Genomic DNA, 24,434 nt, shown 5'->3' with positions numbered 1-24,434 from the left:
GTATCATCTGCTGGCTCGGAAAATGCGGAAAATAAAAGGAAAGTAGAGCATAATCCATTCAGAATGAATGGATTATGCTCTATAGGGCGATCATCATGTCAAACAGCAACAACAGTGGCACCGTCCTAGTCGACGGCGCGCATTATGATTGGGAAGTGCGGCGCGAACCGCAATGGAGCGATGCCGATGGCTGGCGCGGCATGACCGTCGCCCTGCAGCAGCAGGGGACGCAGCGCGGCGCCGTGCTGGAATTTCCGCCGCCCAAGCGCCTGCTCAAAGGACTGGCGCGCGGCCGGCTCCAGATCAACGACGCCATCGTCGCGCGCGGCGTGCGCGCGGCGCTGGCGGCCGGCTGGGAACCGGAATCGCGTGGCAAGCCGATGCAGTTCATGGTCGACGCCGACGGCAATTGATCCGAGCGCCCCGGTGCGGGCGCTATCGTTCACGCAAATTTACCCAATCTTATCGCGTGGGGGCGTAGGGCAGGGGGATGATGGGGCAGGGTCGGACGCGATTGCAGGAACTGGACGCGTTGCGCGGCATCGCGGCCTTTTCCGTGCTGCTCTTCCATTATTTCAACATCTATCCCAAGCTCTTCCCGCAAGGGCATCGCCTGCCGCCCTTGTTCGAACATGGCGGCTATGGCGTGCTGCTCTTCTTCGCCATTTCCGGCTTCGTCATCGCCTTCTCGCTGGAAGGAACGCGCAGCGCCGCCGATTTCGCGGTCAAGCGCTTCGCCCGTCTCTTTCCGGTCTATTGGGCGGCGATGGCGCTCTCGATCGGCATCGTCCTGCTGCTCGGCGCCGGTCAGTTGCTGCCGCCCGCCTGGGTGATCCCGGTCAACATGACGATGCTGCAGGGCTATTTCTATTTGCCCGCGGTCGATGGCGTCTACTGGACGCTGGGCGTGGAACTCGCCTTCTATTGCTGCATGCTGGCGATCTGGATGGGGCGCGGCTTTGCCCGGCTCGAATGGCTGCTGCTCGGCTGGCTCGCGATCAAGGCAGCGATTGCCGGCTGGCACGCGATGCCCAGCCGCCTCGTCATGCTGCTGGTGCTCGACTATATCCCCTTCTTCATCATCGGCATGCTCTTCTACCGCATCTGGTCGGGCCATCGCCGCTGGGGCCAGCAGGCGCCCTTCTTCGTGGCGGCGCTGGCGACGATCGCCTGGGCCGACCCGCGCGAATATCTGGTCGCGGCGCTGCTGGTGATGGTGATCTTCGCCGCGATGCTGCGCGGCTGGCTGCCCTTCCTGCGCCATCGGCTGCTGCTCTGGCTGGGCGCGATCAGCTATGCCCTCTACCTCATCCACCATAATGCCGGGCTGGCGATCATGAACCTGGTCGATCGCGCCGGCCTGTCGACCTGGATCGGCTTCCTGCTCGCGACCGCAGCCTCGCTGCTGCTGGCGAGCGCGCTCACCTATGGCGTGGAGCGTCCCGCCGCCCGCCGCATCAACCGCTGGTGGCGTGAACGCACCGCGTCACAGGGCCAGCGCGCCACCCAGGCCGGTTAGGCGGTCTCGGCCTCCCGCGCGTCATGCGCCCGGCGCGCGTCCATGATCGCGCCGACATGGCCCTCGGCCCAGCGCGTGATCTGGTCCAATATGCCGATCAGCCCCTGCGCCATCTCCGTCAGCCGATATTCCACCGTCACCGGCACCGTGGCATAGGCGGCGCGGCTCACCAGCCCGTCGCGCTCCAGGCTCTTCAATGTCTGTGACAGCATCTTTTGTGAGATGGCGCCGATCCGCCGGCGCAGATCGTTGAACCGCACCGGCCCGTCCTTCAATGTCAGCATCACCAGCACCGCCCATTTGTCGCCGATCCGGTCCAGCACATGGCGGGTCGGGCAATCGGGATCATAGGCGTCGCCGATCCGGGGCAGGGGCGTGGGCGCGGTCATGGGGTCGGTATCCTCGGCGTAACCAGGTGATGGCAAAGTGCCTTCTTGCGACTATGATATCAGGATCGCTATCTGGTTTCCATTGGTAACTACCCATGGAGAATGGAACATGAAGATCGCGATCATCGGCGGCAGCGGCCGTGCCGGGCGGGAAATCAGCGCGGAACTGGCCCGCCGCGGCCATCAGGTGACGGCGATCTCGCGCCATCCCGAAAATGCGGTGCAGGACGCCGGCGTCACCGCCGTCGCCGGCGACGTCAATGATGCGGCCGCGCTCAGCGCGCTGCTTGCCGGCCATGATGCGGTGGTGAGCGCCGTCATGTTCGCGGACACCGATCCGGCCTCGCTGGTCGGCGCGGTCCGTGCGTCGGGCGTCGCCCGCTATCTGGTGGTCGGCGGCGCCGGCAGCCTGGAGGTCGCACCGGGCGTCAAGCTGATCGACACGCCGGAATTCCCCGAAGCCTATAAGGCCGAAGCCGGCCGGGGCGGCGATTTCCTGACCTATCTGCGCGGCGTGGAGGATCTCGACTGGACCTTCCTCTCGCCCTCCGCCCTGTTCTTCGTCGGTGATCGCAAGGGGACATTCCGTCTCGGCACCGACCAGTTGCTGGTCGATGGCGAGGGCAATAGCAGCATTTCCTATGCCGATTATGCCATCGCGCTCGCCGACGAGATCGAAACGCCCAAGCACATCCGCCAGCGCTTCACTGTAGGCTATTAAGCAAATTCCTCCCCAAGCTCGGCTTGGGGAGGGGGACCGCCGCAGGCGGTGGAGGGGCCGGTGCGTGACCGCGCATCTTGGCCCCTCCGTCCGTGCTTCCCGTTTCTCGACAGGCTCGAAACGAATGGAAGATATGGAATGGGTGTCAGGCCACCCCCTCCAGCTTGTCCTGCGTCTTGGTCGCAAAGTCGCCGGCATCATGCCGCTCGTGCAGCTGATCCTCCAGCGGCCCGTTGGTCTTGTTGACGATCCGCCCGCGCTTTACCGCCGGGCGCGCATCGATCTGGTTCGCCCAGCGCAGCACATTTTTGTAGCTGCCCGCGTCCAGAAACTCCGCCGCGCCATAGACCCGGTTCAGCAGCACGCCCGCATACCAGGGCCACACCGCGATATCGGCGATCGAATATTCGTCGCCGGCCAGATAGTCATTCTCCGCCAGATGCCGGTCCAGCACGTCCAGCTGCCGCTTCACTTCCATCGTGTAGCGGTTGATCGGATATTCGTATTTTTCCGGCGCATAGGCGAAGAAATGGCCAAAGCCGCCGCCCAGGATCGGCGCGCTGCCCATCTGCCAGAACAGCCAGCTCAGCGCCGCGGTGCGCTTGGCTGGATCGGTCGGCAGGAATTTGCCGAACTTTTCGGCCAGGTAGAGCAGGATCGCGCCGGATTCGAACACGCGCTGCGGCGGCGACACGCTATGATCCATCAGCGCGGGGATCTTGCTGTTGGGATTGACCTCGACAAAGCCGCTGCCGAACTGGTCGCCATCGCCGATGCGGATCAGCCAGGCATCATATTCGGCCTGCGTGACGCCCGCCTCCAGCAATTCCTCCAGCAGGATCGTCACCTTCTGCCCATTGGGCGTGCCCAGCGAATAGAGCTGGAGCGGATGCGGGCCGACCGGCAATGGCTTGTCATGGGTAGCGCCGGCGATCGGCCGGTTGATATTGGCAAAGGCGCCGCCCTTGTCCTTGTCCCAAATCCAGACGGCGGGCGGGGTATAGCTGTCGGTCATGCGGGCATCGCTCCGATAAATCTCTGATGCCCGGCAGGTAGGAACGGCGCCCGCCCGCCGCAACCGAGCGCCGCTCAACCCCTGTTGATTATTTCTGCTATTCCGCTGCCTGCGTCCGCACCACCAGCACGCTGACCGGCGACTGGTGGATGATCGCCGACGCATTGGACCCCAGCAGCTTGGACGTGAGCGAGGGTTGGTGCGATCCGATCACCACCAGGTCCGCCTTCAGCCGCGCCGCCTCGCTCAGCACCTCGTCGCGCACCCGCCCGCGCCGGGTAAGGAAATGGGTGCGATCGGGCGCCAGCCCGGCCTCGCTCGCCCATGTCTTCATCGCCGCCAGCGCATCGCGCTCCTCATGCTCGTCGAAACTGCCGTCCAGCAGTTCGGAATAGCGGGTCGGCAGATAATAGCGGACATAGAGCAGATGGACGACGCCCTCGTCCCCCGCCACATCGGCCGCGCCGGCAATGGCGGCACGGGCGAGGTCAGGGGCGTTGACATCGACGGCGGCGACGATCGTGGCATAGGGCATGGCGCTCTCCTTTTATCGCTTATGCGCCGTCCAACCAGTGACGCGCGCGCGGGATGCCCCAGCCATCAAAGATTCCCGACGCGACATGAATAAGGACATGCCGCAATCGCCGGGCAATGGGGGAGGCGGCAGGCGCGGCCATTCCCACCCGTCGCTGAGATGGCGGAGTGGGGTGGGAAGCTGGCCACCTGTTTCACAACGTCATCCCCGCGCAGGCGGGGATCCATCTCACCAGCTTCGGACAAGATGCGAGGTCAGGAGATGGATTCCCGCCTGCGCGGGAATGACGAAAAGGGTGGTTTTCCGCCATTCCCCTCCCGCATGCGGGAGGGGGAACAGGTCCGCAAGTGGTCGTTAGCTGTCAAAGCCGGATATCGTCATTGCGAGCGGAGATGCTCGCTTCACCGCGACTGTCCTACATGCCCGATTTCTGATCTACCCTGCGCGATGGATCAGCGCCTTTCTTTGCATCGCCGCCTCTGCCTCGCCTGTAGCCTCATCGATGCGCGGCAGGCGCCTATGTATCGCGTCACCGTCGCTTCGTCGCCGCATGACGGGCGCGCGCCACTGACCCGCACCCCATGCCCCCGACGCGCGACAGGCGCGTAGTCGACGCGTTCCCGGCGCGTTGGCGGTGCAAAGATCCCGGAAACCCCGTTTACACTGTGAACTTCGACAGGCGCGTGTCCCTGTGCTGTTACCAGTCCTGCCGCCTGTCGCGTCGCAATCCCCGTGCGGTCCGTCGCGCCCGGCATGACGGGGCCGGGTGGTTGCGCTATGGCCTGCGTGCCGGTCCGATCGATCCCCGATCCATCGGGACGGCGAAAATTTTTATCCCGTCCCGCCCTTGACCGGCGAAACGACTTTTCCATATGCATGCCGCTGGCACTCTCCATCTGCGAGTGCTAACAATGAGAGAGTTCATCGGGAGAAGGACAAGGCGGGGCACAATGTCGCACGGGGACATTCCTCTTGCGGGCCGCGCCGGACCCATCCCAGCACAAAGGGAAAGGCAATCATCATGGCATTCCGTCCGTTGCATGACCGCGTTCTCGTTCGCCGCATTGAAGCGGAAGCGAAGACGGCCGGTGGCATCATCATCCCCGACACCGCCAAGGAAAAGCCGCAGGAAGGCGAAATCGTCTCCGTCGGTTCGGGTTCGAAGGCCGAAGACGGCAAGGTCACTCCGCTGGACGTCAAGGCCGGCGATCGCGTGCTGTTCGGCAAGTGGTCGGGCACCGAAGTCAAGGTCGACGGTGAAGACCTGCTCATCATGAAGGAATCGGACATTCTGGGTATTGTCGCCTAAGCAGGCGACGGGCTGGGTATCGTCGCCTGAGCGACAGCAACCCGCAGAATTTCGGTTTTCCATTTTTCCCTATTTTTCAAAGGAATTAGATCATGGCAGCGAAGGACGTAAAGTTTTCGCGTGACGCTCGTGAGCGCATCCTGCGCGGCGTCGACATCCTGGCCGACGCGGTCAAGGTGACCCTGGGCCCGAAGGGCCGCAACGTCGTCATCGACAAGAGCTTCGGCGCCCCCCGCATCACCAAGGACGGCGTCAGCGTCGCCAAGGAAATCGAACTGAAGGACAAGTTCGAGAATATGGGCGCCCAGATGGTCCGCGAAGTGGCCTCGAAGACCAACGACATCGCCGGTGACGGCACCACCACCGCGACCGTCCTGGCCCAGGCCATCGTGCGCGAAGGCATGAAGTCGGTTGCCGCCGGCATGAACCCGATGGACCTGAAGCGCGGCATCGATCTCGCCGTCGCCAAGGTTGTCGAGGACATCCAGTCGCGCTCGAAGCCGGTTGCCGGTTCGGCCGAAGTGGCCCAGGTCGGCATCATCTCGGCCAATGGCGACAAGGAAGTCGGCGAGAAGATCGCCGAAGCCATGGAAAAGGTCGGCAAGGAAGGCGTCATCACCGTGGAAGAGGCCAAGGGTCTCGACTTCGAGCTGGACGTTGTCGAAGGCATGCAGTTCGACCGCGGCTACCTGTCGCCCTACTTCATCACCAACCCGGAAAAGATGGCTGTCGAGCTGGCTGATCCGTACATCCTGATCCACGAGAAGAAGCTCTCGAATCTGCAGTCGATCCTGCCGATCCTGGAAGCCGTGGTGCAGTCGGGCCGTCCGCTCCTCATCATCGCCGAAGACATCGAAGGCGAAGCGCTGGCGACCCTGGTTGTCAACAAGCTGCGCGGCGGCCTGAAGGTTGCTGCGGTCAAGGCACCGGGCTTCGGCGACCGCCGCAAGGCCATGCTGGAAGACATCGCCGTTCTGACCAAGGGCGAAGTGATCTCGGAAGACCTCGGCATCAAGCTCGAAAACGTCACCCTGGGCATGCTGGGCACCGCCAAGCGCGTCACCATCGACAAGGACAACACCACCATCGTCGATGGCGCCGGTGATGCCGACTCGATCAAGGGCCGTACCGAGCAGATCCGTGCGCAGATCGAAGTCACCACTTCGGACTATGACCGTGAAAAGCTGCAGGAACGCCTGGCCAAGCTGGCTGGCGGCGTGGCCGTCATCAAGGTTGGCGGTGCGACCGAAGTCGAAGTGAAGGAGCGCAAGGATCGCGTCGACGACGCCCTGCACGCGACCCGCGCTGCCGTCGAAGAAGGCATCGTTCCCGGTGGTGGCACCGCGCTGCTCTACGCGACCAAGGTTCTCGAAGGCGTCGCTGGCGCCAATGACGACCAGACCCGCGGTATCGACATCGTCCGCAAGTCGCTGACCGCGCTGGTTCGCCAGATCGCCGCCAACGCGGGCCATGACGGTGCCGTTGTCTCGGGCAAGCTGCTTGACCAGACCGACACCTCGTTCGGCTTCAACGCGTCGACCGACACCTATGAAAATCTGGTTGCCGCCGGCGTCATCGACCCGACCAAGGTCGTGCGCACCGCGCTCCAGAACGCTGCCTCGGTTGCTGGTCTGCTGATCACCACCGAAGCTGCGGTTTCGGAACTGCCCGAAGACAAGCCCGCCATGCCCGCAATGCCGGGTGGCATGGGCGGCATGGGCGGCATGGACTTCTAATTCGGTCGCGACCGAAACGAAGTTCTCGCACATGCGACAAGAAAGGGGCCGGTGGAGCGATCCACCGGCCTTTTTCGTGCCCGTCCTTTCCGCTGTCCTACAGCCTGTTTCCGGCCCCATATGACGGTGCCTTGGCCGGGTAGGGGTAGGGGGATATTGTTGATCGGGCAGCGGAATTGATCTGCTTTGGTGGGCATCTGGTTTACCAAATCTCAAGGCTGATCCGCCACTATGCTGGCACGTGTCACGCCTCGTCCGCCATCTGTGCGCAGTCCTGCGCGCGCGCTTTGCGCCCCGTACCCAGCAGAGCGCTGAGGTGCAGGATAGCCTCGTCAAGGCGCTTTATGCCTCCCCGGCATCGCTACTTTCCGGCGCGATTTCAGGAGGTTCGCTCAGCCTTGTGATCGCGTGGCAGGCCCATGTCCTGACCATGCACATCATCGCCGCGCTGGTCCTGATCGTGGGAATCAGTCGCTCCATTTCGGCCGTCTATTTCCAGCGCGCGCTGGCGCATCAGGATGGTCCGGCGCGTCCGATCTGGGGAATCGCCTATGAAATGGGCGCCTGGATCTATGCCGCGCTGCTCGGGCTTCAGTCGCTTGCGACCCTGACGATCAGCCAGGATGCGACCCTGCATGTGCTGGCCGTCGGCATGGTCGCCTCCTATGCGGGCGGCATTTCCGGCCGCAATGCCGGCCGGGTCCATGTCGCGGTCGGCCAGACCTGCTTCACCATGCTGCCAACCTCGATCGGCCTGCTGATCGCCGGCGGCGTCGGCTATGTCGTCCTTGGCGTGCTCTGCTTCCTGATGATCTTCGCCATGGCGGAAATCACCAAGACCACCCACCGCATCGTGCTGGAAGCGATGCAGGGCAAGCAGGAGAAGAGCAACCTCGCGATCAAGTTCGAGCGGCTGGCCCGCTATGACAGCCTGACCGGCGTGGAAAACCGCATGGCGATGCAGATGCGGCTGCGCGACCTGTTCGACAATCGCATTTCCGATGCGGATCAGACCGCCGTCCTGTGGATGGACCTCGACCGGTTCAAGGAAATCAACGACACGCTGGGCCATATCGTCGGCGACCAGCTTCTGTGCCAGGTGGCCGAGCGGCTGACCCGTGCACTCGACCGGCGCGGCCATGTCGCGCGTTTCGGCGGCGACGAGTTCGTGCTGATCTGCCCCGGCGTCAGCCGCATCCAGGCCGAAGTGATCGCGGGCGACATCACCCGCATTCTTGCCGGCGATTTCGAAGTTGGCGGTCATCACCTGACCATCTCCGCCTCGATGGGCATTGCCGTCGCGCCCGAAGATGGCGCCGATGGCGACGAACTGCTGCAGCATGCCGACCTTGCCCTCTACAAGGCCAAGCATGCGGGCCGAAACCGCCATGCCCAGTTCGACTGGACCATGAAGGAGCGGCAGAACCGCACCTATGAGCTGGAGACCGGGCTACGCAGCGCGCTCGCCAATGGCGAGTTGCAACTTCATTATCAGCCGATCTTCGATACCGAGACTGGCCGGATCACCATCTGCGAGGCGCTGATGCGCTGGCAGCATCCGGAACTGGGCTGGATTTCCCCGGCCGAGTTCATCCCGATCGCCGAAAGCTCGGCCCTGATCGAGCCGATGACCAACTGGGCGCTGGCCCAGGCGTGCCGCGACGCGATGGGCTGGGACGAGGAGATCCGGGTCGCGGTCAATATCTCGCCCGCGCTCATCAAGACCGACGGCCTGCCGCGCGCCGTCATTTCCGCTTTGCTCCAGTCGGGGCTCAAGGCGCGGCGGCTGGAACTGGAAGTCACCGAATCCATCTTCCTGGAAGATGACCGCCGCACCCATCTGATCCTCAGCGAATTGCGCCGCATCGGCCTGCGCCTGGCGCTCGACGATTTCGGCACCGGCTATTCCTCGCTGGGCGCCCTGCGCACCCATGAGTTCGACACGATCAAGGTCGATCAGAGCTTCATGCGCGGCGTCGGCGAAAATCCCCGCGACCGCGCCATCGCCCAGTCCGTCGCCTATCTGGCCCGCGCGCTGGAGGTGGAGACGGTGGCTGAGGGGATCGAGACCGAGGAACAGTTGCGCTACGCCCGCGAAACCGGCTTCACCAACGTTCAGGGCTTCGTCCTCAGCCGGCCGGTCCCGATCGGCGAGTTGCAGGCCCTGCTCAACCGCAACAGGGCCGATGTCCATGACATGGCGGCGCTGATCCGCCAGCGCCGCCTGGCCTGATCCTTATTTGGTCAGCCGCGTCTGCGCCGACGCCAGCCGGCGCATCATGCGGATATCCTTGAGGTCGGTCTTGAGCGCCGAAGCGGCCCAATTCTCGACAATATCCTTCAGTTCGTCATGGTGCAGCGGATCGACCCGGCGCCCGGCTTCATAGACGCCGACATGGCCGGCATGGTGCGGGCGATTGCGGGCGACGAAATCGCGCACCGCCGCTTCCCCCTCGCCATCCTCCACCAGCGTATGGACGATGCCCATGTCGAACATCTCTTCCGCGGTGAAGACCTTGCCCGACAGGATCATGCGCTCGGCCGCCAGCCGGCCCAGCTTGCGCGACAGGATCGAATAGGCGCCCATGCCGGGGAACAGGCCGAACAGCATTTCGGGCAGGCCGAAACGGGCGCTGCGCTCGGCGATCACCACGTCGAAACAGAGCAGCGCCTCGAACCCGCCGCCCAGCGCATCGCCCTGCGCCAGCGCGATCGATACCACCGGCATGTCGCCATTGCGCCAGGTGCGATGGACCACGTCGATGCAGGCATGGCCATATTGGACCAGGCCGGGCAGGTCGCCGCGCTCGATGCAGCCGGCGAACAGTTCCAGATCGCCGCCCAGGTTGAACACGCCGGGGAAGCGGGAGCCGGCCACCATATATTTGACCGGCAACTGGCCAGCGTCGAACAGCCGCTTGGTCTCGGCATACCAGTAGCGGACGTCGCGCAGCATGGTCATGCTGAAATTGGGTCGGTTGGCCGGCGTCATGAACGCCCAGAGCGTTTCGGATTCGGCCTCCCACTGCACGTCGATCTGGCCCAGGTCGAACAGTTGGGAAGGGGCGGGGGATGACGTTACGGCATCCTCGCCAAAGCTTTCGATCTCGAATGCCGCTTCGACCTCGGTCGCGCGCTCGTCAGCTGCACTAAAGCGTCCTGAATCAATCATGTGCGCCCCATTTTTCTCTTGAATCTGAACCTTCGACGGTCGGCGCTTATGATGCAGTGCGGGACAAATAGTTGACAGATCATTAACCATTTTTATCCGCAACTGTTGCCCGGAAAGCGCGGTAAATGCGCCAAAATGGAGATTGTTGTTGCGATATCGCAACAGAAATTTTCGTTTCCCCTTTTCAGCCCGACTGCTCAGCCCTTTGTTAACCATTGTTAATTAGAGCGATCGCATGGACATGCATCGCCTTCCGGCCCGCAAGAATGTGACACTCACGCTACAGGATGCGCAGGGCCAGCCCTGGACCTTGCGCCTGTCCACCGATTGTCTGCGCTTCATCGGCCGCTATCGTCGGGTCGAGGGGTTCGATATCGACGCGATGACCCTGTTCGACGGCGTCCGCCGGGCCGGCTGAAACGGCGCTCCGACCGCGCTGCTCTTGTGCGCGCGGGCGTTCGCTCCTAGAGCGCGGCGATGACCAAGCCCCGCTTTTCCTTCTCGATCGCCGCCACCGACGGCAAGGCCCGCACCGGCGCGATCCAGATGCGCCGCGGCGAGATCCGCACGCCCGCCTTCATGCCGGTCGGCACCGCCGCCACCGTCAAGGCGATGCGCCCGGCCGAAGTGCGCGCCACCGGCGCCGACATCATCCTGGGCAACACCTATCATCTGATGCTGCGCCCCGGCGCCGAACGCATGGCACGGCTGGGTGGGCTGCACGGCTTCATGGGCTGGGACCGGCCGATCCTGACCGACAGCGGCGGCTATCAGGTGATGAGCCTCAGCGCCCTCACCAAGATGAGCGAGGAGGGCGTCGCCTTCTCCAGCCATCTCGACGGCTCCAAGCATATGCTCAGCCCCGAGCGCTCGATGGAGATTCAGCGGCTGCTCGACAGCGACATCGTCATGGCCTTTGACGAATGCACCAAGAATGGCTGCACCCATGACGAGGCCGCCAGGTCGATGGAGCGATCGATGCGCTGGGCCAAGCGCTCGCGCGACGGCTTCGACGCGGGCGGCGACCATGCCGATCGCGCGGCCCTGTTCGGCATCCAGCAGGGCTCGCTCAACGAAGGGCTGCGCAAGATTTCGGCGGAGAAGCTGATCGAGATTGGCTTTGACGGCTATGCCGTGGGCGGCCTGGCAGTGGGCGAGGGGCAGGAGGCGATGTTCGCCACGCTCGACTTCGCGCCCGACATGCTGCCGCAGGACAAGCCGCGCTACCTGATGGGCGTGGGCAAGCCCGACGACATCGTCGGCGCCGTTGAGCGCGGCATCGACATGTTCGATTGCGTGCTGCCGACCCGGTCGGGCCGCAATGGCCAGGCCTTCACCTGGGCCGGCCCGCTCAACATCCGCAACGCCAAGTTCAACGAGGATCTGGGCCCGCTCGATCCGCGCTGCGGCTGCCCGGTCTGCGCGACCTGGAGCCGCGCCTATCTCCATCATCTGGTGAAGTCGGGCGAGATGCTGGGCGCGATGCTGATGACCCAGCATAACATCCATTTCTATCAGGAACTGATGCAGGGCCTGCGTGACAATATCGCGGCCGGCACATTGTCGACCTTCACGGCCGATTTCCGCCGCGACTATCAGCGGGTCTGACGCTTTTTCAGGGAATGACGCTGATCGCGATGCTGTAGCGGCCCGTTGCAGCATCATGATCGAGCGGGGAGCGGAGCTGGCGCGACAGGCCGGTCAGCACCCGGCCATAACGTTCGTTCAGCAATAAAGTCATTTCCGGCCCGGCGCGCAGCGCGGGCGACGCCATCTGCAACAGGGCGCGGTCGTTGCGATCGGCCTCCAGATGCACCGAAATCCGCATCGTCGCACGCGGATCGGACAGCATCGCCAGTTCGACCAGTTCGGTCACCAGGAAGGCGACCGGAACGGCGACATCCTGGCTGATGTGCAGATCATCGTCGCTGTCGATCTGGATACCGAAACGGCGCGCCTCATGCGGGGCGGTGCCGCGCAGGCTGGCGGACAATTCGCTGATCAGCGGACGCACGCCGACGCCGCGATTGTCCTCCAGCTCGGCAAAATGGTTGCGATGGACGACCGACAGGGCATCGACCCGGCGCTGGATCGATCCATAGGCCGAAACTGCTTCGGGCTCATGCGCCGACCGGGCGTGCAGGCTGATCAGGCTGGCGATGATCTGCAGGTTGTTCTTGACCCGATGATGCACCTCGCGCGTCAGCTTGCGCTGGGTGTCGAGCGCGGCGGCCATTTCCGCCTCATGGGTGGCGACATCCTCGCTGATCTCGCGGAATGTGTCGCCCAGGTCGCTGATCTCGTGCGCGGGCGTGCGGATGCGCCGCAGCGGCTCCAGCACTTCGCCAGGCTGATAGGCGGCAACCTGGCGCCGCAGCAGCACCAGCGGGCGGATCAGCAGCCGATTGACCACGAACCAGCCGATCGCAGCGGCCGCGAACCACATCACCAGCGGCAGGAACAGCGACAGCAATCGGGCGATCGTCGCGGGCGGCTCGCGCACCGTCATGGTCAGCAATATGTCGGGCGGGTCGAGCCGGGCGGACAGGCTGCTGCTATGGCCGTCGATCCGGCTGCCGGGGCGGCTGACGATCATCTGCCGCTCGCCCTGGCGCAGGCTCAGTTGCCGGTTCTGCAGCGCGGTCGCCGGATCGGCGACGCTTTCGAGATGCGGCCGCGAATAATAGGCCAGCGCCGCGACGCGGTTATCATGGCTGTGGGTGCGCGACAGCAGGAAGTCGCCGGACGACAGCAGTTCGACGCGTGGACCGATGAAGCGGCGTGTGGGCGGAATGCCGGCCGGCTCCGGCGTGGCCGATCCGCACAGTTTCTTGCCGGATCGGTCATAGATATAGAATCGGATGCCGCTGCGGTCCTGCGCGGTAAGGAAGAAGGAGAGGCGGTTGCAGATTTCGCCGTCCGCCTTGCCATCGGCCAGCGCGTTGACGGTCAGGCCCAGCGCGGTGCGATCGGCGTTGAGATCGGCGGTCAGCTTACGCGCGCTCTGGGTCACGGCGACACGCAGCAGCGCTTCCTTCTCCAGGTCGGCGGTGCGGATCGCCTGCAGCGACGCCACCAGCGCGATCAGCCCCAGCGGCAGCAGCGCGAGCGTCAGGATGAGGAACATCTTGACGCCGGTGGACCGGAGATAGACGCCGAACATGGTCATGGGGGATCGAGAGGGTCCTTGTATGGGCGGCAGGGAAATGCCGCCCCGACCAGCGTTGATCAGTCCAGTTTGCTGAGCAGGTCCAGCATTTCGGCGGGAATATCTTCGTCGACCGTGCGCTGATAGACGGACTTGAGCACCTGGGACACCTGGGCCTCGTCCTTTTTCGCGACCGTGCGGCGCTTGCGTGGTTCGGGCGCAGTCTTCATGTCGCGGTCGCGGATGGTCGTGCCGACGTCAATATCCCCTCCCATCCTGTCCCGTTCCGTTGTTGAAGAAACCAAAATCAGCCCCTTTGAAGCTAAATCCGTGACGCCAGCCTGTCCGCTATTTCGCCGCAACGCATAGCGGCGTCAATTCACCAAGCTGGGCAAATTCACCAAAAAGCTGTTACCGTCGAAAAAACCGAACGAGAGTGAAACAAATCTTGGTGTCGATGGTTCCGGCATTCGAAGCATTTTTTGCACCGTCGGTCATTCGGCGGCAGGGGGAGAGGGGCTTGCCAGCGCGGCATCGTCATCCCATCCTCCGGCGAGCCGATGTTTCGGACAACAGGCCCGACAGGGCAGGGAGAAGACTTACCGATGTCGCTTGGACAGCAACTGCACCCCCATCTTCCTTTCTTGCGGCGCTATGCGCGCGCGCTGACGGGCAGCCAGACTCATGGCGATGCCTATGTCCGCGCCACGCTCGAAGCGATCGTCGCCGCGCCGGAGGAGTTTCCCAGCGGTGTCGATCCTCGCCTCGGCCTTTACAAGACCTTCCATGCGATCTGGTCGTCCTCGCATCTGGATGACGAGCCCGGCTTCTCGGGCTCGATCGGGCAGGAGGCGATCGCCCATGCCCGATTGGCCCGGCTGACCCCGCTGCCGCGTCAGGCGCTGCTGCTGACCGCGCTTGAAGGCTTCACGACGGAAGATGCCGGCTATCTGATCGGTCTCGACACCGCCGATGTCGAAGCCCTGGTCGAGGAAGCGCTGGAGGAGATCGAGGCGCAGACCCGTGCCAAGGTTCTGATCATCGAGGATGAGCCGATCATCGCGATGGATATCGAGACGATCGTGCGCGACCTTGGTCATGACGTGACCGCCATCGCCGTCACCCGCGAGGATGCGGTGCGCGAGGCGCTGGCGGAGCGGCCCGGCCTGGTGCTGGCCGATATCCAGCTGGCCGATGATTCGAGCGGCATCGACGCGGTGAAGGACATTCTCGCCGAATTCTCGGTGCCGGTGATCTTCATCACCGCCTTCCCCGAACGACTGCTGACCGGCGAACGGCCCGAGCCGACCTTCCTCATCACCAAGCCGTTCCAGCGCTCGACGGTCAAGGCCGCGATCTCGCAGGCGCTTTTCTTCGACGAAGCAACCGCCCCGGCCTGACCTGTCTTCCCGCCGGCCGATCCTTTGTGACGGTCGGCGGAACCCTCCCGGCTTTAACGCGTTAAATATGCGTAACGATTCGGAGAGGGCCGATGGCCGACGAGGAGCAGCATATCTCGACGCAGGACGCACGGGGCGGTGCCACGCCGCACGTTGTTCGCTATGTGCTGGGCATTTCGCTCGCACTGGCCGTGATCGTTATGCTGCTGGTTCTCTGGCGGTAAGGCAGTGGAAAAAATGGGCGTTTCTAGGGGTATCTTGGGAATTGGCCTTTGGCGGTAATCGAACTAGGGTGCGGATGCATATATGGCTTTGACGACTTCGGTTCATGCAGCGAGGGCGACAGTCGAAACGGGGGTTGCTGCCGTGGATGAAGGGCTGAACCAGGCGCCGCGCGAGGCACTGTCGGACGGCGAGTTCAAGCGAGAACTGGCCGCGGTCATTCCGCATCTGCGCGCCTTCGGGCGCTCCCTGTCGGGCAATCGCGACACCGCCGACGATCTTGTCCAGGAAACCCTGCTCAAGGCCTGGGCCGCCCGTGCCCGCTTCCAGGCCGGCACCAACATGCGCGCCTGGACCTTCATCATCCTGCGCAACCATTATCTCTCGCAGATGCGCCGCTCGCGTTTCCGCGGCGACTGGGACGACCTGACCGCCGACCGGCTGCTCGCTGCTCCCGCGGGGCAGGACAAGCATGTCGAACTCAGCGACATGCAGCGCGCCTTGCTGCAATTGCCCCAGCCCCAGCGCGAGGCACTGATCCTGGTTGGCGCGGGTGGCTTCGCCTATGAGGAAGCTGCGGAGATCTGCGGCGTTGCGGTCGGTACGATCAAGAGCCGCGTGGCCCGCGGTCGCGCCGCGCTCGAACAGATATTGGAGGAGGGCGCGTTGCCCTCGCGCCGGACGCAGGAAACGACCGACACGGCGGTGCTGGACGAGATCATGGACGATGTCGATCGCCTGAGCCGGGGTCGCATCTCCGACAATCTGGTCGACCATGGTGCCGACGACGACGGCGATGACGACATGGGTGGCAAGACCGTCGAGGATTGAGGGCGGGATGCACTTGCCCCGGCGTGATCGGGAACGATCCGCCCGGCTTGTCGGTTGAAAGGCCATGGGAAGGATGGAAGCCATGGGCAGCGACCCGCAACATCGACAGGATCGGACCGGGCGACGCTCGGATCGTCCGCAAGGCAGCGGCGGCATCGTCTTCGCGCTGGTGGCGCTGGCCCTGATCCTGGCGATCGGCTTCTTCTACCTCACCAACGAAAGCCGGGAGGATCGGCGCGCCGACGCCATTACCCAGGCGGCGGATTCGGTCGACAATGGTGCCCGGATCGTGGGTGAAGCCGCGCGCAATGCCGCGGACAAGCTGCGCAACAACAACTGAACCTCCTTGCGATCGGGCGGGGCAAGGCGATCCGGTGTCGCCTTGATTTACAGCCATTGGCGCCATCTTCAGATTTTCTTTGCCATTTTCAGGCAGGGTCTGAGCCCTGTCGGATTTCCTTACAGCTTGTTGTAAGGCTGGGCCGACTCCAGTTGGCGGCCCTTCCCGACCGGAGGGGCGGTGCTGCGGGAAGAAGCGCGATACGATGATCAGGCTGTTCAAACATTATGTCCCTCATGCGGTACTGCTGCTCGGCCTGCTCGATTTCCTGCTGCTGATCGGCGCGGCGGAAGCGGGCTGGATCCTGCGCGCGCACCAGATCGGCATGGATGTCGAGCCGATCGCGACCCGCATCGGCCCGCTGCTGAGCTTTGCCTTCGCCATCCAGACCGGCATGATCGCGGTCGGCGTCTACAGCCCCGAAGCGCTGCAATCGATCCGCTTCGCCTTCGCCCGCCTGCTCGTCGCCATCTCGCTCGGCGTCATCTTCCTCTCGGTCATGTATTTCCTGCTGCCCGGCATCACGCTGTGGCGCTCCAATTCGCTCTACGCGATGGGGCTGGCGATGGGGCTGCTGCTGCTGGCCCGCATGCTGCTGGGGTCGCTCCTCGGCGGCGAGGCGTTCAAGCGCCGCCTTGTCGTGCTGGGGGCTGGCCGGCGCGCCAACCGCATCCGCGACCTGGAACAGAAGCGCGGCGCCGGTTTCCTGGTGGTCGGCTATATCGCCATGAATGACGGCGACCAGGTGGTGGAGGAGGCGATCAACCGCACCGCCATCTATAACATGTCCGATTATGTGGTGCGTCTCAATGCCAGCGAGGTCGTGCTGGCGCTGGAGGAGCGGCGCAACGCCATCCCCATGTCCGACCTGCTGCGGATCAAGACCACCGGCGTCCATGTCAACGACCTGTCCACCTTCCTGGAGCGCGAGACCGGGCGCGTCGATCTCGACAGCGTCAATCCCAGCTGGCTGATCTTTTCCGACGGTTTTTCCGCCGGTCGTCGGCTGTCCAGCATGGCCAAGCGCATCTTCGACATCATCGCCAGTTCGATCCTGCTGCTGCTGACCGGCCCGATCATCCTGTTCGCCGCCTTGCTGGTGAAGCTCGACAGTCGTGGCCCGGCTTTCTACCGGCAGCAGCGCGTCGGCCTCTATGGCCAGGAATTCTGGATCGTGAAGCTGCGCACCATGCGCCAGGATGCGGAGGTCAAGGGTCAGGCGGTCTGGGCGGAGAAGGACGATCCGCGCATCACGCGCCTGGGCTATTGGCTGCGCAAGCTGCGCATCGACGAACTGCCGCAGAGCTGGACCGTGCTGAAGGGCGAGATGAGCTTCGTCGGCCCGCGCCCGGAACGGCGCCAGTTCGTCGAGGATCTGGAACAGCATCTGCGCTATTATGCGGAACGGCACATGGTGAAGCCGGGCATCACCGGCTGGGCGCAGATCAACTATCCCTATGGCGCGTCGATCGAGGACGCTCGCCACAAGCTGGAATATGATCTTTATTATGCCAAGAATTACACGCCCTTCCTGGACCTGCTGATCCTGATCCAGACGGTGCGGGTGATCCTCTGGCCCGACGGCGCGCGCTGAGCGGCAGGCCATGAGCGCGCTGCTGCAATTCATCGGCGACTGGGGCCATGCACTGGCCGCGGTCCTGTTCGCCGCGCTTGGCATCTTCATCCTGCGGCGCCGGGACGATGCGGCCGAGCCGCGCATGCTGGCCAGCGCGCTGCTGCTGACCTCCTGCTGGGCGCTCTATGTCTCGTTCGGCGGCGTCGACAAGCCGCTCTCGGGCATCGGGGAAAGCGTCCGCAACGCGGCCTGGCTGATGCTGCTGTTCGTCATGCTGCGGCGCGGGCCGGCCTCGCGCGGCGGCGCGCTAGTCGCCGTCGGCCTCGTCTATCTCGCGGTTGCCGGCCTCATCTTCCTCCAGACCTCGACCGATCTCACCTGGCGGCAATTGCCGGTCCGCAGCGACCTGCACCAGATGCTGGTGGCGGTCTCGCTCGTGCTGCGGATGATGACCGCGATCGGCTGCCTGCTGCTGGTCCATCATCTCTATACCGCCTGGCCCTCGCGCGATCGCGGGCGGGTGTCGCTGCTGCTCGGCGCGCTGGCGGCGATGTGGACCTATGACCTCAATCTCTATGTCATCGGCTATTTCGCGATGGACCGGGTCAACGAACTCTATGCGCTGCGCGGGCCGCTGATGGCGCTGCTGGCGCCGGTCATCGCCATCGGCATGCGCAAGGAAATGGCCGGGCGGCTGCAATTGTCGCGGACCATCGCCTTCCAGTCGCTCTCGCTGGTGGCGGTCGGCCTCTATGTCGTGGTGCTGACCGCGGCGGCGGTGCTGATCGAGATGATCGCCGGCCCCTATGCGCGAGTGGTGGAGATTGGCGCGGTCTTCTTCGTGGCGGTGACCGCGCTCGTCCTGCTGCCCTCGCCACAGATGCGGGCGCTGTGGAAGGTGCAGGTCGCCAAGCATTTCTTCCAGCATCGCTACGACTATCGCACCGAATGGATGCGCTTTGGCGAAACCATCGGCCGTCCGGGCGAAAATGCCCCGCCGCTGGGCGAGCGGGTGGCCAAGGCGGTCGCCGACATCACCGATTCCCCCGCCGCCCTGCTGCTGTTGCGCACCGATGACGGTCGGCTCGCGTTCGAGGCGCAATGGAACTGGCCGCAGGAGCCGATCGCCGGCCTGTCCCTGCCGCTCGATCAGCTGGAAAGCTGGGAAGGGAGCGGCTGGATCGTCGATGTCGGTCGCATCCGCGATGGCGACGCCACCTTCGACCTGCCGCTTTGGCTGATCGAGGATGCCCATGTCTGGGCGCTGGTGCCGCTGCTCCATTATGGCCGGCTGATCGGCGCGATCCTGCTTGCGCCGCCGCCGATCGACCGCCGCCTCGACTGGGAGGATTTCGACATGCTGCGCGCCGCCGGGCGTCAGGCGGCGACCCATATCAGCGAGGCGCAGGGGCAGCAGGCGCTCGACGACGCCCAGCGCTTCGACGAGTTCAACCGCCGCTTCGCCTTCATCGCGCATGACATCAAGAATCTGGTCAGCCAATTGTCCCTGCTCTCGCGCAATGCCGAGCGGCACGCCGACAATCCCGATTTCCGCGCCGACATGCTGCTGACGCTCAAGGAGTCGGTGGGCAAGATGAACGACATGCTCGCCCGCCTGTCGCAGCATAACAAGGGTCGGCCCGAAGAGCCGCGCCCGGTGGCGCTGGGGCCGCTGGTCGATCAGGTCGTGCGCAGCCGCGCCCGCCAGCGCGCCATCACCGTCAGCGGTGACTTGCCGGTGGCGCTCGCCGATCCGGCGCGGGTTGAACAGATATTGGTCCATCTGCTGCAGAATGCGATCGACGCCAGCGATGCCGATCGCCCGGTCGAACTGCATCTGGGCAGCGCGCACAGCCAGGCGACATTGGCCGTGGTCGATCATGGCTGCGGCATGACCGCCGAATTCATCCGCCGCGATCTGTTCAAGCCCTTTTCGTCCAGCAAGGCCGGCGGCTTTGGCCTCGGCGCCTTCGAGGCGCGGAGCCTGGCCGAGGCGATGGGCGGCCGGATCGACGTGGAAAGCAAACCCGGCGTGGGGAGCCGTTTCACCCTGCGCCTGCCGCTGGCGCCCGCGCCGGCGCGCGATGATGTTCAAGGAAAGGCCGCCTGATGAGCGACACCCGCCCCAAATTGCTGATCGTCGAGGATGATCCCGGCCTTCAGCGGCAATTGCGCTGGGCCTATGAGGATTATCAGCTCTTCATCGCCGGCGACCGGCTCGAAGCGATCGAGATGCTGCGGATGGAGGCGCCCGATGTGGTGACGCTCGACCTGGGCCTGCCGCCGGACCCGGACGGCACCAGTGAGGGCTTTGCCACGCTGGAGGAGATATTGCGCATCAAGCCCGATACCAAGGTGATCGTGGCGTCGGGCCATGGCGCACGGGAAAGCGCGCTCAATGCCATTTCCGGCGGTGCCTATGATTTCTACCAGAAGCCGGTCGACATTGACGAACTGGGCCTGATCGTCCGCCGCGCCTTCCATGTCCACGCGCTGGAACAGGAAAATGCGCGCCTCGCCGAAGCCGCGCCGGAGGGGGGCAGGGTGCTCGGCCGGATGATTACCGGCGCGCCGGAGATGATGCGGGTCGCCCGCACGATCGAGCGGGTCGCCAGTGCCGATGTCTCGGTCATGCTGCTGGGCGCCAGCGGCACCGGCAAGGAATTGCTGGCGCAGGGTCTGCATGATGCCAGCCCGCGTCGCGGTGGTGCCTTCGTCGCGATCAATTGCGCGGCCATCCCCGAAACCCTGCTGGAATCAGAACTGTTCGGGCATGAAAAGGGCGCCTTCACCGGCGCGGTCAAGACCACCCCCGGCAAGATCGAGCAGGCGCAGGGCGGCACCCTGTTCCTGGACGAGGTCGGCGACATTCCGCTGCCCCTGCAGGTAAAGCTGCTGCGCTTCCTGCAGGAACGAGTGATCGAGCGGATCGGCGGGCGCCAGCCGATCGCGGTCGACACGCGCATCGTCTGCGCCACCCATCAGGATCTCGACGCGATGATCGCCGCCGCCAGCTTCCGCGAGGATCTCTATTATCGCCTGGCCGAGATCGTCATCCGCATCCCCGCGCTGCGCGACCGGCCGGGCGATCCGGCGCTGCTCGCGCGCCACTTCCTTACCCGCTTCGCGCAGGACATGAACCCGCAGGTCAAGGGCTTCGCCCCCGATGCGCTCGCCGCACTCGACGCCTGGGGCTGGCCGGGCAATGTCCGCGAACTGGAAAATCGCGTGAAGCGCGCGGTCATCATGGCCGATGGCAAGCATGTGACGGCGGCCGATCTCGATCTCGACGGTGATCGGGCGGAGGGCAGCGAGCTCGTCAATCTCAAGGCCGCGCGCGAAATGGCCGATCGGCGCGCCATTCGCCGGGCGATCGCCCGTACCGACGGCAATATTTCCAGCGCCGCCAAGATATTGGGGATCAGCCGGCCGACCCTCTACGACCTGCTCAAACAATATAAGATGCAGGGCTGATCGATGCGGCGCTCACGCCTGATCCTGCTGGCGGGCCTTGCCCTGCTGCTGCTGGCGCTGGCCGGCCTGTGGCAGTGGCGCGTGCATGAGGCGGACGGCAGTGCGGCGCTCGCGCGCGGACTGGCCGCGCTGGATGCCGGCGATGCGCGCACCGCCCGGATCGAGCTGATGAACGCCATTCGCGGCAATCCGGCGTCGCTGTCGGCGCGACTGGGCCATGCCCGCGCGCTGGTGCAATTGGGTGATGGCGCCGGGGCGCAGGCCGATCTGCTGCGCGCGCGCAGGCTGGGCGCCAGCGTCGCGGACATAAATGGGCTGCTGGCGCAGGCACTGCTGTTGCAGGGCGATGCCGATGGCGCTCTGCGCGCGGTGCAGGCGGGCGAAGCCAAGTCGGCCGAGGCCGCCCGTGTCGCCGCCCGCGCCTGGCAGGCCAAGGGCGACAATGACGCCGCGCAGCGCGCCTTTGACGATGCGCTGCACCTCGCCCCGCGCGCAGCCCGGACCTGGGTCGATCTTGGCCGGTTCCGCCTGACATTGGGCGATCAGGCCGGGGCGATTGCGGCCGCGGACAAGGCGCTGACGCTGGCACCGGGCGATCCGGATGCGCTGACCCTGCGCGGCATGCTGATCCGCGATCAATATGGGCTGGTGGCGGCGCTGCCCTGGTTCGAACGGGCGCTGGACGATCATCCCAATGCGCTTGCCCCGCTCACCGAATATGCCGCGACACTGGCCGATGCCGGCCGCGCGAGCCGCGCGCTCAGCGTCAGCCGGCGCATCCTGGCGCTCGATCCCGGCAATCCGCGCGCCTGGTTCCTTCAGGCGGTGATCGCCGCCCGCGCCGGCCAGATCGATCTTGCCCGCACCCTGCTGGCCCGCGCCGACGGCCGGCTGGATGGCGAGCCGGCGACCCGGTTGCTGCGTGGCGTGCTGCATCTGTCGGATGGCAATGCCGTGCTGGCGGCCGATGCGCTGGGGCCGCTGGTGGCGATGCAGCCCGACAATCGCGTGGCGCGCACGCTGCTGGCCCGCGCATCCTATCTGACCGGCGACTATGCCGGCACGGCGGCGACGCTCGCGCCCCTTGTCGATCGCCATGATGCCGATCCCTATGTGCTGACGCTGGCGGCCCGCGCGCAGGAGCAACTGGGCGATCGCGCGCAGGCCGATGCGTTGCTGGCCCGCGCCTCCTGGCCGGTGCGTCCCTCGTCGGACCTGCTGGGCGGCACGAACGCCGTCATGGCGCCGCCGGCCGATATCGCCACTGCGGCCGACAATATCCCCTATATCCGCGCGCTGCTGATGCAGGGGCGCAAGGGTGAGGCGGTCGACCGCGCCGCGCTGCTGGCGCGCGCCAATCCCGGCGCGCCGGCCGCCCATGTCGTGCTGGGCGATGCGCTGGTCGCTGCCGGCCGGCCCGCCGATGCCGCACGCAGTTTCGAGGCGGCGGCCAATATCCGGTTCGATCGCAATGCCGCGCTGCGGCTGGTCGCGGCCTGGAGTGCGGCGGGCGACCCCGCCCGCGCGCTGCAACTCGTCCGCCTGTTCCTGGCGCAGAATCCGATGGATGTGGAGATGCAGCGACTGGCGGCCGGGGCGGCGATGCAGGCGCATGACTGGCGCGGCGCGCTGCGGCTGTTGCAGGCGGTACAGGCCCAGACGGGCGGCCATGATGCGCTGCTGATGGCCGATCTGGCCCGCGCGAGCCTGGAAACGGGATCGCCCGGCAAGGCGCGCCTCTATGCCGCCCAGGCCTATCGCCTGATGCCGGCCAATCCGGTCACCGCCGACATCTATGGCCTGGTGCTGCTGCGCACCGATGCGCAGGGGCCGGCGGCGATCGACCTGCTCGAAAAGGCGGTTGCCCTCGCGCCGCAAAACCCGCCCTTCCAGCTCCATCTGGGGCAGGCCTATGCCGCCGCCGGGCGCAAGGCGGAGGCGAAGCGCGCTTTGTCGCACGCGGCAGCCTCCAATTTCCCCGATCGCCAGCAGGCGGTGAAGGCGCTCGCTTCATTGTAAAAAAAAAAACGCCCCGAGGGGCGCTCTTCTTCAGACCTTCTGGCTGTCCAGTTCGTCGAGCCGGATGCCCAGCCGCCGGATCTGTGCCGCGACCGGCGGCCACACGCTTTCCAGGAAGCGGCTGCGTTCCGCCTCGCGCAGCTTGCGGGTCGCGCCATCGGCGACGAACATGCCCACGCCGCGTTTCACGACGACCAGCCCGTCATCCTGAAAGCTCTGATAGGCCTTGGCCACGGTCAGCGGATTGGCGCCCTGCTGCGCGGCAAAGGCGCGGACCGAGGGGAGGAGGTCGCCATCGCGATAGTCCCCATCCAGGATGGAGGCGGCAATGATCTCGCGAAGGCGGAGATAGACGGGTTTGGATTCGTCGCTCATAAGTGCATCAGTGCCATAATACAGCCGTGCAGGTCAATGGACCTTGTTACGTGAAAGCCCGTATTTTCGGCAATTATCTGTCCCATGTTGATACGATATCGTTATAATCTGGCCGGGGCCGTTCTTCCAGCGCGCGTGAGGGCGTGCCGATGAAGACGAATCCGGCTAGCCGTTCGTCCGCGCTGCCAAAGGCGTCGCGCACATCGTCATTGAAGCTCGGCCATCCAGTCAGCCAGCCGCCGGCAAAGCCCAGCGCATGGGTGGCGTGCAGCAGGTTCATGATCGCGGCGCCGGCCGACAATTCCTGTTCCCAGACCGGAATCTTGCTGCCCGCCACGGGCTTGGACAGCGCCACCACCAGGGTCGGCGCCTGATGCGCGAACTGGTGCATCGCCTCGATCTCCAGCCGCCCCGCCTCGGGTTTCTCGGCGCGATAGGCGGCCTCCAGCACTTCCGCGAGCTTTTCCCTTTTGTCCTGCGGCACGATCACGAAGCGCCAGGGCGCCAGCTTGCCATGATCGGGCGTGCGCAGCGCAACTTCGAGAATCTGGCGCAGCTGCGTATCGTCCGGGCCGGGCGCGATCAGGTCGCGCGGCTTGCCGGAACGGCGGGTCTGCAGCAGGGTGAGGGGGCTGGAAAGGTCGTTGAACATC

At 65.1% G+C, this 24,434-nt stretch carries 24 protein-coding genes; 16 read left to right on the top strand and 8 right to left on the bottom strand.

Annotated elements, in window-relative coordinates:
• Positions 1-95: 95 nt before the first annotated feature.
• Complete coding sequence (locus JQK15_RS11310; protein WP_004211293.1) at positions 96-413, top strand: hypothetical protein; 318 nt, start codon at positions 96-98, stop codon at positions 411-413.
• A gap of 77 nt (positions 414-490) precedes the next feature.
• Complete coding sequence (locus JQK15_RS11305; RefSeq protein WP_214865539.1) at positions 491-1,519, top strand: acyltransferase family protein; 1,029 nt, start codon at positions 491-493, stop codon at positions 1,517-1,519.
• Here JQK15_RS11305 and JQK15_RS11300 read toward each other — a convergent pair.
• Positions 1,516-1,908 (bottom strand): winged helix-turn-helix transcriptional regulator, encoded by a 393-nt coding sequence (locus JQK15_RS11300; protein ID WP_214865537.1) that lies wholly within the window; start codon positions 1,906-1,908, stop codon positions 1,516-1,518. The genes JQK15_RS11305 and JQK15_RS11300 overlap by 4 nt on opposite strands.
• A 109-nt stretch (positions 1,909-2,017) precedes the next feature.
• Between JQK15_RS11300 and JQK15_RS11295 the strand changes: the two genes are divergently transcribed.
• Complete coding sequence (locus tag JQK15_RS11295; protein ID WP_214865535.1) at positions 2,018-2,629, top strand: NAD(P)-dependent oxidoreductase; 612 nt, start codon at positions 2,018-2,020, stop codon at positions 2,627-2,629.
• A 145-nt stretch (positions 2,630-2,774) separates the two neighbouring features.
• Here the strand turns inward: JQK15_RS11295 and yghU are convergent, their stop codons facing one another.
• Together yghU and JQK15_RS11285 are read right to left on the bottom strand one after the other, a co-directional pair.
• Positions 2,775-3,644 carry a glutathione-dependent disulfide-bond oxidoreductase gene (gene yghU, locus JQK15_RS11290; RefSeq protein ID WP_214865533.1) on the bottom strand — a complete coding sequence of 290 codons (870 nt, stop codon included), beginning with the start codon at positions 3,642-3,644 and terminating at the stop codon, positions 2,775-2,777.
• A gap of 97 nt (positions 3,645-3,741) precedes the next feature.
• Positions 3,742-4,179, bottom strand: coding sequence for a universal stress protein (locus JQK15_RS11285; RefSeq protein ID WP_214865531.1), 438 nt, complete (start codon positions 4,177-4,179; stop codon positions 3,742-3,744).
• A 1,021-nt stretch (positions 4,180-5,200) separates the two neighbouring features.
• On the opposite strand from JQK15_RS11285, the gene groES reads away from it, so the two are divergent.
• The 3 genes from groES to JQK15_RS11270 all read left to right on the top strand — a co-directional run bounded on the left by groES (position 5,201) and on the right by JQK15_RS11270 (position 9,457).
• The gene (gene groES / locus JQK15_RS11280) at positions 5,201-5,488 is read left to right on the top strand and encodes a co-chaperone GroES (protein WP_004211301.1); all 288 of its coding nucleotides are present in this window, start codon (positions 5,201-5,203) and stop codon (positions 5,486-5,488) included.
• Between the two features lie 92 nt (positions 5,489-5,580).
• The gene (gene groL, locus JQK15_RS11275; protein ID WP_004211302.1) at positions 5,581-7,224 is read left to right on the top strand and encodes a chaperonin GroEL; all 1,644 of its coding nucleotides are present in this window, start codon (positions 5,581-5,583) and stop codon (positions 7,222-7,224) included.
• Positions 7,225-7,465: 241 nt separating this feature from the next.
• Positions 7,466-9,457: a putative bifunctional diguanylate cyclase/phosphodiesterase gene (locus JQK15_RS11270; RefSeq protein WP_214865529.1), complete on the top strand. Its 1,992-nt coding sequence runs from the start codon at positions 7,466-7,468 to the stop codon at positions 9,455-9,457.
• Between the two features lie 3 nt (positions 9,458-9,460).
• Here JQK15_RS11270 and JQK15_RS11265 read toward each other — a convergent pair whose 3' ends face one another.
• Positions 9,461-10,396, bottom strand: a complete 936-nt coding sequence (locus JQK15_RS11265) for a crotonase/enoyl-CoA hydratase family protein (RefSeq protein WP_004211306.1) — start codon at positions 10,394-10,396, stop codon at positions 9,461-9,463.
• Positions 10,397-10,631: 235 nt separating this feature from the next.
• Between JQK15_RS11265 and JQK15_RS11260 the strand changes: the two genes are divergently transcribed.
• Positions 10,632-10,814, top strand: coding sequence for a hypothetical protein (locus JQK15_RS11260; protein WP_004211308.1), 183 nt, complete (start codon positions 10,632-10,634; stop codon positions 10,812-10,814).
• Positions 10,815-10,873: 59 nt separating this feature from the next.
• On the top strand, positions 10,874-12,004 hold the full coding sequence (gene tgt, locus JQK15_RS11255; protein ID WP_099234149.1) for a tRNA guanosine(34) transglycosylase Tgt: 1,131 nt from the start codon (positions 10,874-10,876) through the stop codon (positions 12,002-12,004).
• Positions 12,005-12,011: 7 nt separating this feature from the next.
• Here the strand turns inward: tgt and JQK15_RS11250 are convergent, their stop codons facing one another.
• Complete coding sequence (locus tag JQK15_RS11250) at positions 12,012-13,565, bottom strand: sensor histidine kinase (protein WP_214865527.1); 1,554 nt, start codon at positions 13,563-13,565, stop codon at positions 12,012-12,014.
• Positions 13,566-13,624: 59 nt separating this feature from the next.
• Positions 13,625-13,819, bottom strand: coding sequence for a NepR family anti-sigma factor (locus tag JQK15_RS11245; RefSeq protein WP_214865526.1), 195 nt, complete (start codon positions 13,817-13,819; stop codon positions 13,625-13,627).
• Positions 13,820-14,149: 330 nt separating this feature from the next.
• On the opposite strand from JQK15_RS11245, the gene JQK15_RS11240 reads away from it, so the two are divergent.
• The 8 genes from JQK15_RS11240 (at position 14,150) to JQK15_RS11210 (ending at position 23,406) form a co-directional block, all read left to right on the top strand.
• Positions 14,150-14,944 carry a response regulator gene (locus JQK15_RS11240; RefSeq protein ID WP_004211315.1) on the top strand — a complete coding sequence of 265 codons (795 nt, stop codon included), beginning with the start codon at positions 14,150-14,152 and terminating at the stop codon, positions 14,942-14,944.
• 92 nt (positions 14,945-15,036) lie between these two features.
• Positions 15,037-15,168 (top strand): hypothetical protein, encoded by a 132-nt coding sequence (locus tag JQK15_RS27275; protein WP_004211316.1) that lies wholly within the window; start codon positions 15,037-15,039, stop codon positions 15,166-15,168.
• An 82-nt stretch (positions 15,169-15,250) separates the two neighbouring features.
• Positions 15,251-15,997 carry a sigma-70 family RNA polymerase sigma factor gene (locus JQK15_RS11235; RefSeq protein ID WP_251007695.1) on the top strand — a complete coding sequence of 249 codons (747 nt, stop codon included), beginning with the start codon at positions 15,251-15,253 and terminating at the stop codon, positions 15,995-15,997.
• Positions 15,998-16,079: 82 nt separating this feature from the next.
• Positions 16,080-16,337, top strand: coding sequence for a hypothetical protein (locus JQK15_RS11230; RefSeq protein ID WP_004211319.1), 258 nt, complete (start codon positions 16,080-16,082; stop codon positions 16,335-16,337).
• A gap of 205 nt (positions 16,338-16,542) precedes the next feature.
• On the top strand, positions 16,543-17,931 hold the full coding sequence (locus JQK15_RS11225; protein WP_122129364.1) for a TIGR03013 family XrtA/PEP-CTERM system glycosyltransferase: 1,389 nt from the start codon (positions 16,543-16,545) through the stop codon (positions 17,929-17,931).
• A 10-nt stretch (positions 17,932-17,941) separates the two neighbouring features.
• The gene (gene prsK, locus JQK15_RS11220) at positions 17,942-20,023 is read left to right on the top strand and encodes an XrtA/PEP-CTERM system histidine kinase PrsK (RefSeq protein WP_214865524.1); all 2,082 of its coding nucleotides are present in this window, start codon (positions 17,942-17,944) and stop codon (positions 20,021-20,023) included.
• Positions 20,023-21,387, top strand: a complete 1,365-nt coding sequence (gene prsR, locus JQK15_RS11215; RefSeq protein ID WP_214865522.1) for a PEP-CTERM-box response regulator transcription factor — start codon at positions 20,023-20,025, stop codon at positions 21,385-21,387. The genes prsK and prsR overlap by 1 nt, the downstream gene beginning before the upstream one ends.
• Positions 21,388-21,390: 3 nt before the next feature.
• Positions 21,391-23,406, top strand: a complete 2,016-nt coding sequence (locus tag JQK15_RS11210; RefSeq protein ID WP_214865520.1) for a tetratricopeptide repeat protein — start codon at positions 21,391-21,393, stop codon at positions 23,404-23,406.
• A 30-nt stretch (positions 23,407-23,436) separates the two neighbouring features.
• Here JQK15_RS11210 and JQK15_RS11205 read toward each other — a convergent pair whose 3' ends face one another.
• A complete protein-coding gene (locus tag JQK15_RS11205; RefSeq protein ID WP_004211328.1) occupies positions 23,437-23,781 on the bottom strand; it encodes a GntR family transcriptional regulator in 345 nt (114 codons plus the stop codon).
• 73 nt (positions 23,782-23,854) lie between these two features.
• The gene (locus JQK15_RS11200) at positions 23,855-24,433 is read right to left on the bottom strand and encodes a nitroreductase family protein (RefSeq protein WP_214865518.1); all 579 of its coding nucleotides are present in this window, start codon (positions 24,431-24,433) and stop codon (positions 23,855-23,857) included.
• Between the last annotated feature and the right edge of the window lies 1 nt (position 24,434).

It is taken from the genome of Sphingobium sp. BHU LFT2, assembly GCF_018604485.1.
GTDB classification, from domain to species: Bacteria; Pseudomonadota; Alphaproteobacteria; order Sphingomonadales; family Sphingomonadaceae; genus Sphingobium; species Sphingobium yanoikuyae_A.
This window is presented reverse-complemented; position numbering and strand designations above follow the sequence as displayed.

Coding starts and splice junctions, on each gene's coding strand:
- tgt (WP_099234149.1), top strand. CDS start 10,874: ATGACCAAGCCCCGCTTTTCCTTCTCGATCGCCGCCACCGACGGCAAG.
- JQK15_RS11210 (WP_214865520.1), top strand. CDS start 21,391: ATGCGGCGCTCACGCCTGATCCTGCTGGCGGGCCTTGCCCTGCTGCTG.
- JQK15_RS11250 (WP_214865527.1), bottom strand. CDS start 13,565: ATGACCATGTTCGGCGTCTATCTCCGGTCCACCGGCGTCAAGATGTTC.
- JQK15_RS11245 (WP_214865526.1), bottom strand. CDS start 13,819: ATGGGAGGGGATATTGACGTCGGCACGACCATCCGCGACCGCGACATG.
- JQK15_RS11310 (WP_004211293.1), top strand. CDS start 96: ATGTCAAACAGCAACAACAGTGGCACCGTCCTAGTCGACGGCGCGCAT.
- JQK15_RS11305 (WP_214865539.1), top strand. CDS start 491: ATGATGGGGCAGGGTCGGACGCGATTGCAGGAACTGGACGCGTTGCGC.
- JQK15_RS11240 (WP_004211315.1), top strand. CDS start 14,150: ATGTCGCTTGGACAGCAACTGCACCCCCATCTTCCTTTCTTGCGGCGC.
- JQK15_RS11205 (WP_004211328.1), bottom strand. CDS start 23,781: ATGAGCGACGAATCCAAACCCGTCTATCTCCGCCTTCGCGAGATCATT.
- groES (WP_004211301.1), top strand. CDS start 5,201: ATGGCATTCCGTCCGTTGCATGACCGCGTTCTCGTTCGCCGCATTGAA.
- JQK15_RS11295 (WP_214865535.1), top strand. CDS start 2,018: ATGAAGATCGCGATCATCGGCGGCAGCGGCCGTGCCGGGCGGGAAATC.
- JQK15_RS27275 (WP_004211316.1), top strand. CDS start 15,037: ATGGCCGACGAGGAGCAGCATATCTCGACGCAGGACGCACGGGGCGGT.
- JQK15_RS11265 (WP_004211306.1), bottom strand. CDS start 10,396: ATGATTGATTCAGGACGCTTTAGTGCAGCTGACGAGCGCGCGACCGAG.
- JQK15_RS11285 (WP_214865531.1), bottom strand. CDS start 4,179: ATGCCCTATGCCACGATCGTCGCCGCCGTCGATGTCAACGCCCCTGAC.
- groL (WP_004211302.1), top strand. CDS start 5,581: ATGGCAGCGAAGGACGTAAAGTTTTCGCGTGACGCTCGTGAGCGCATC.
- JQK15_RS11300 (WP_214865537.1), bottom strand. CDS start 1,908: ATGACCGCGCCCACGCCCCTGCCCCGGATCGGCGACGCCTATGATCCC.
- yghU (WP_214865533.1), bottom strand. CDS start 3,644: ATGACCGACAGCTATACCCCGCCCGCCGTCTGGATTTGGGACAAGGAC.
- JQK15_RS11200 (WP_214865518.1), bottom strand. CDS start 24,433: ATGTTCAACGACCTTTCCAGCCCCCTCACCCTGCTGCAGACCCGCCGT.
- prsK (WP_214865524.1), top strand. CDS start 17,942: ATGAGCGCGCTGCTGCAATTCATCGGCGACTGGGGCCATGCACTGGCC.
- JQK15_RS11235 (WP_251007695.1), top strand. CDS start 15,251: ATGGCTTTGACGACTTCGGTTCATGCAGCGAGGGCGACAGTCGAAACG.
- prsR (WP_214865522.1), top strand. CDS start 20,023: ATGAGCGACACCCGCCCCAAATTGCTGATCGTCGAGGATGATCCCGGC.
- JQK15_RS11260 (WP_004211308.1), top strand. CDS start 10,632: ATGGACATGCATCGCCTTCCGGCCCGCAAGAATGTGACACTCACGCTA.
- JQK15_RS11225 (WP_122129364.1), top strand. CDS start 16,543: ATGATCAGGCTGTTCAAACATTATGTCCCTCATGCGGTACTGCTGCTC.
- JQK15_RS11230 (WP_004211319.1), top strand. CDS start 16,080: ATGGGCAGCGACCCGCAACATCGACAGGATCGGACCGGGCGACGCTCG.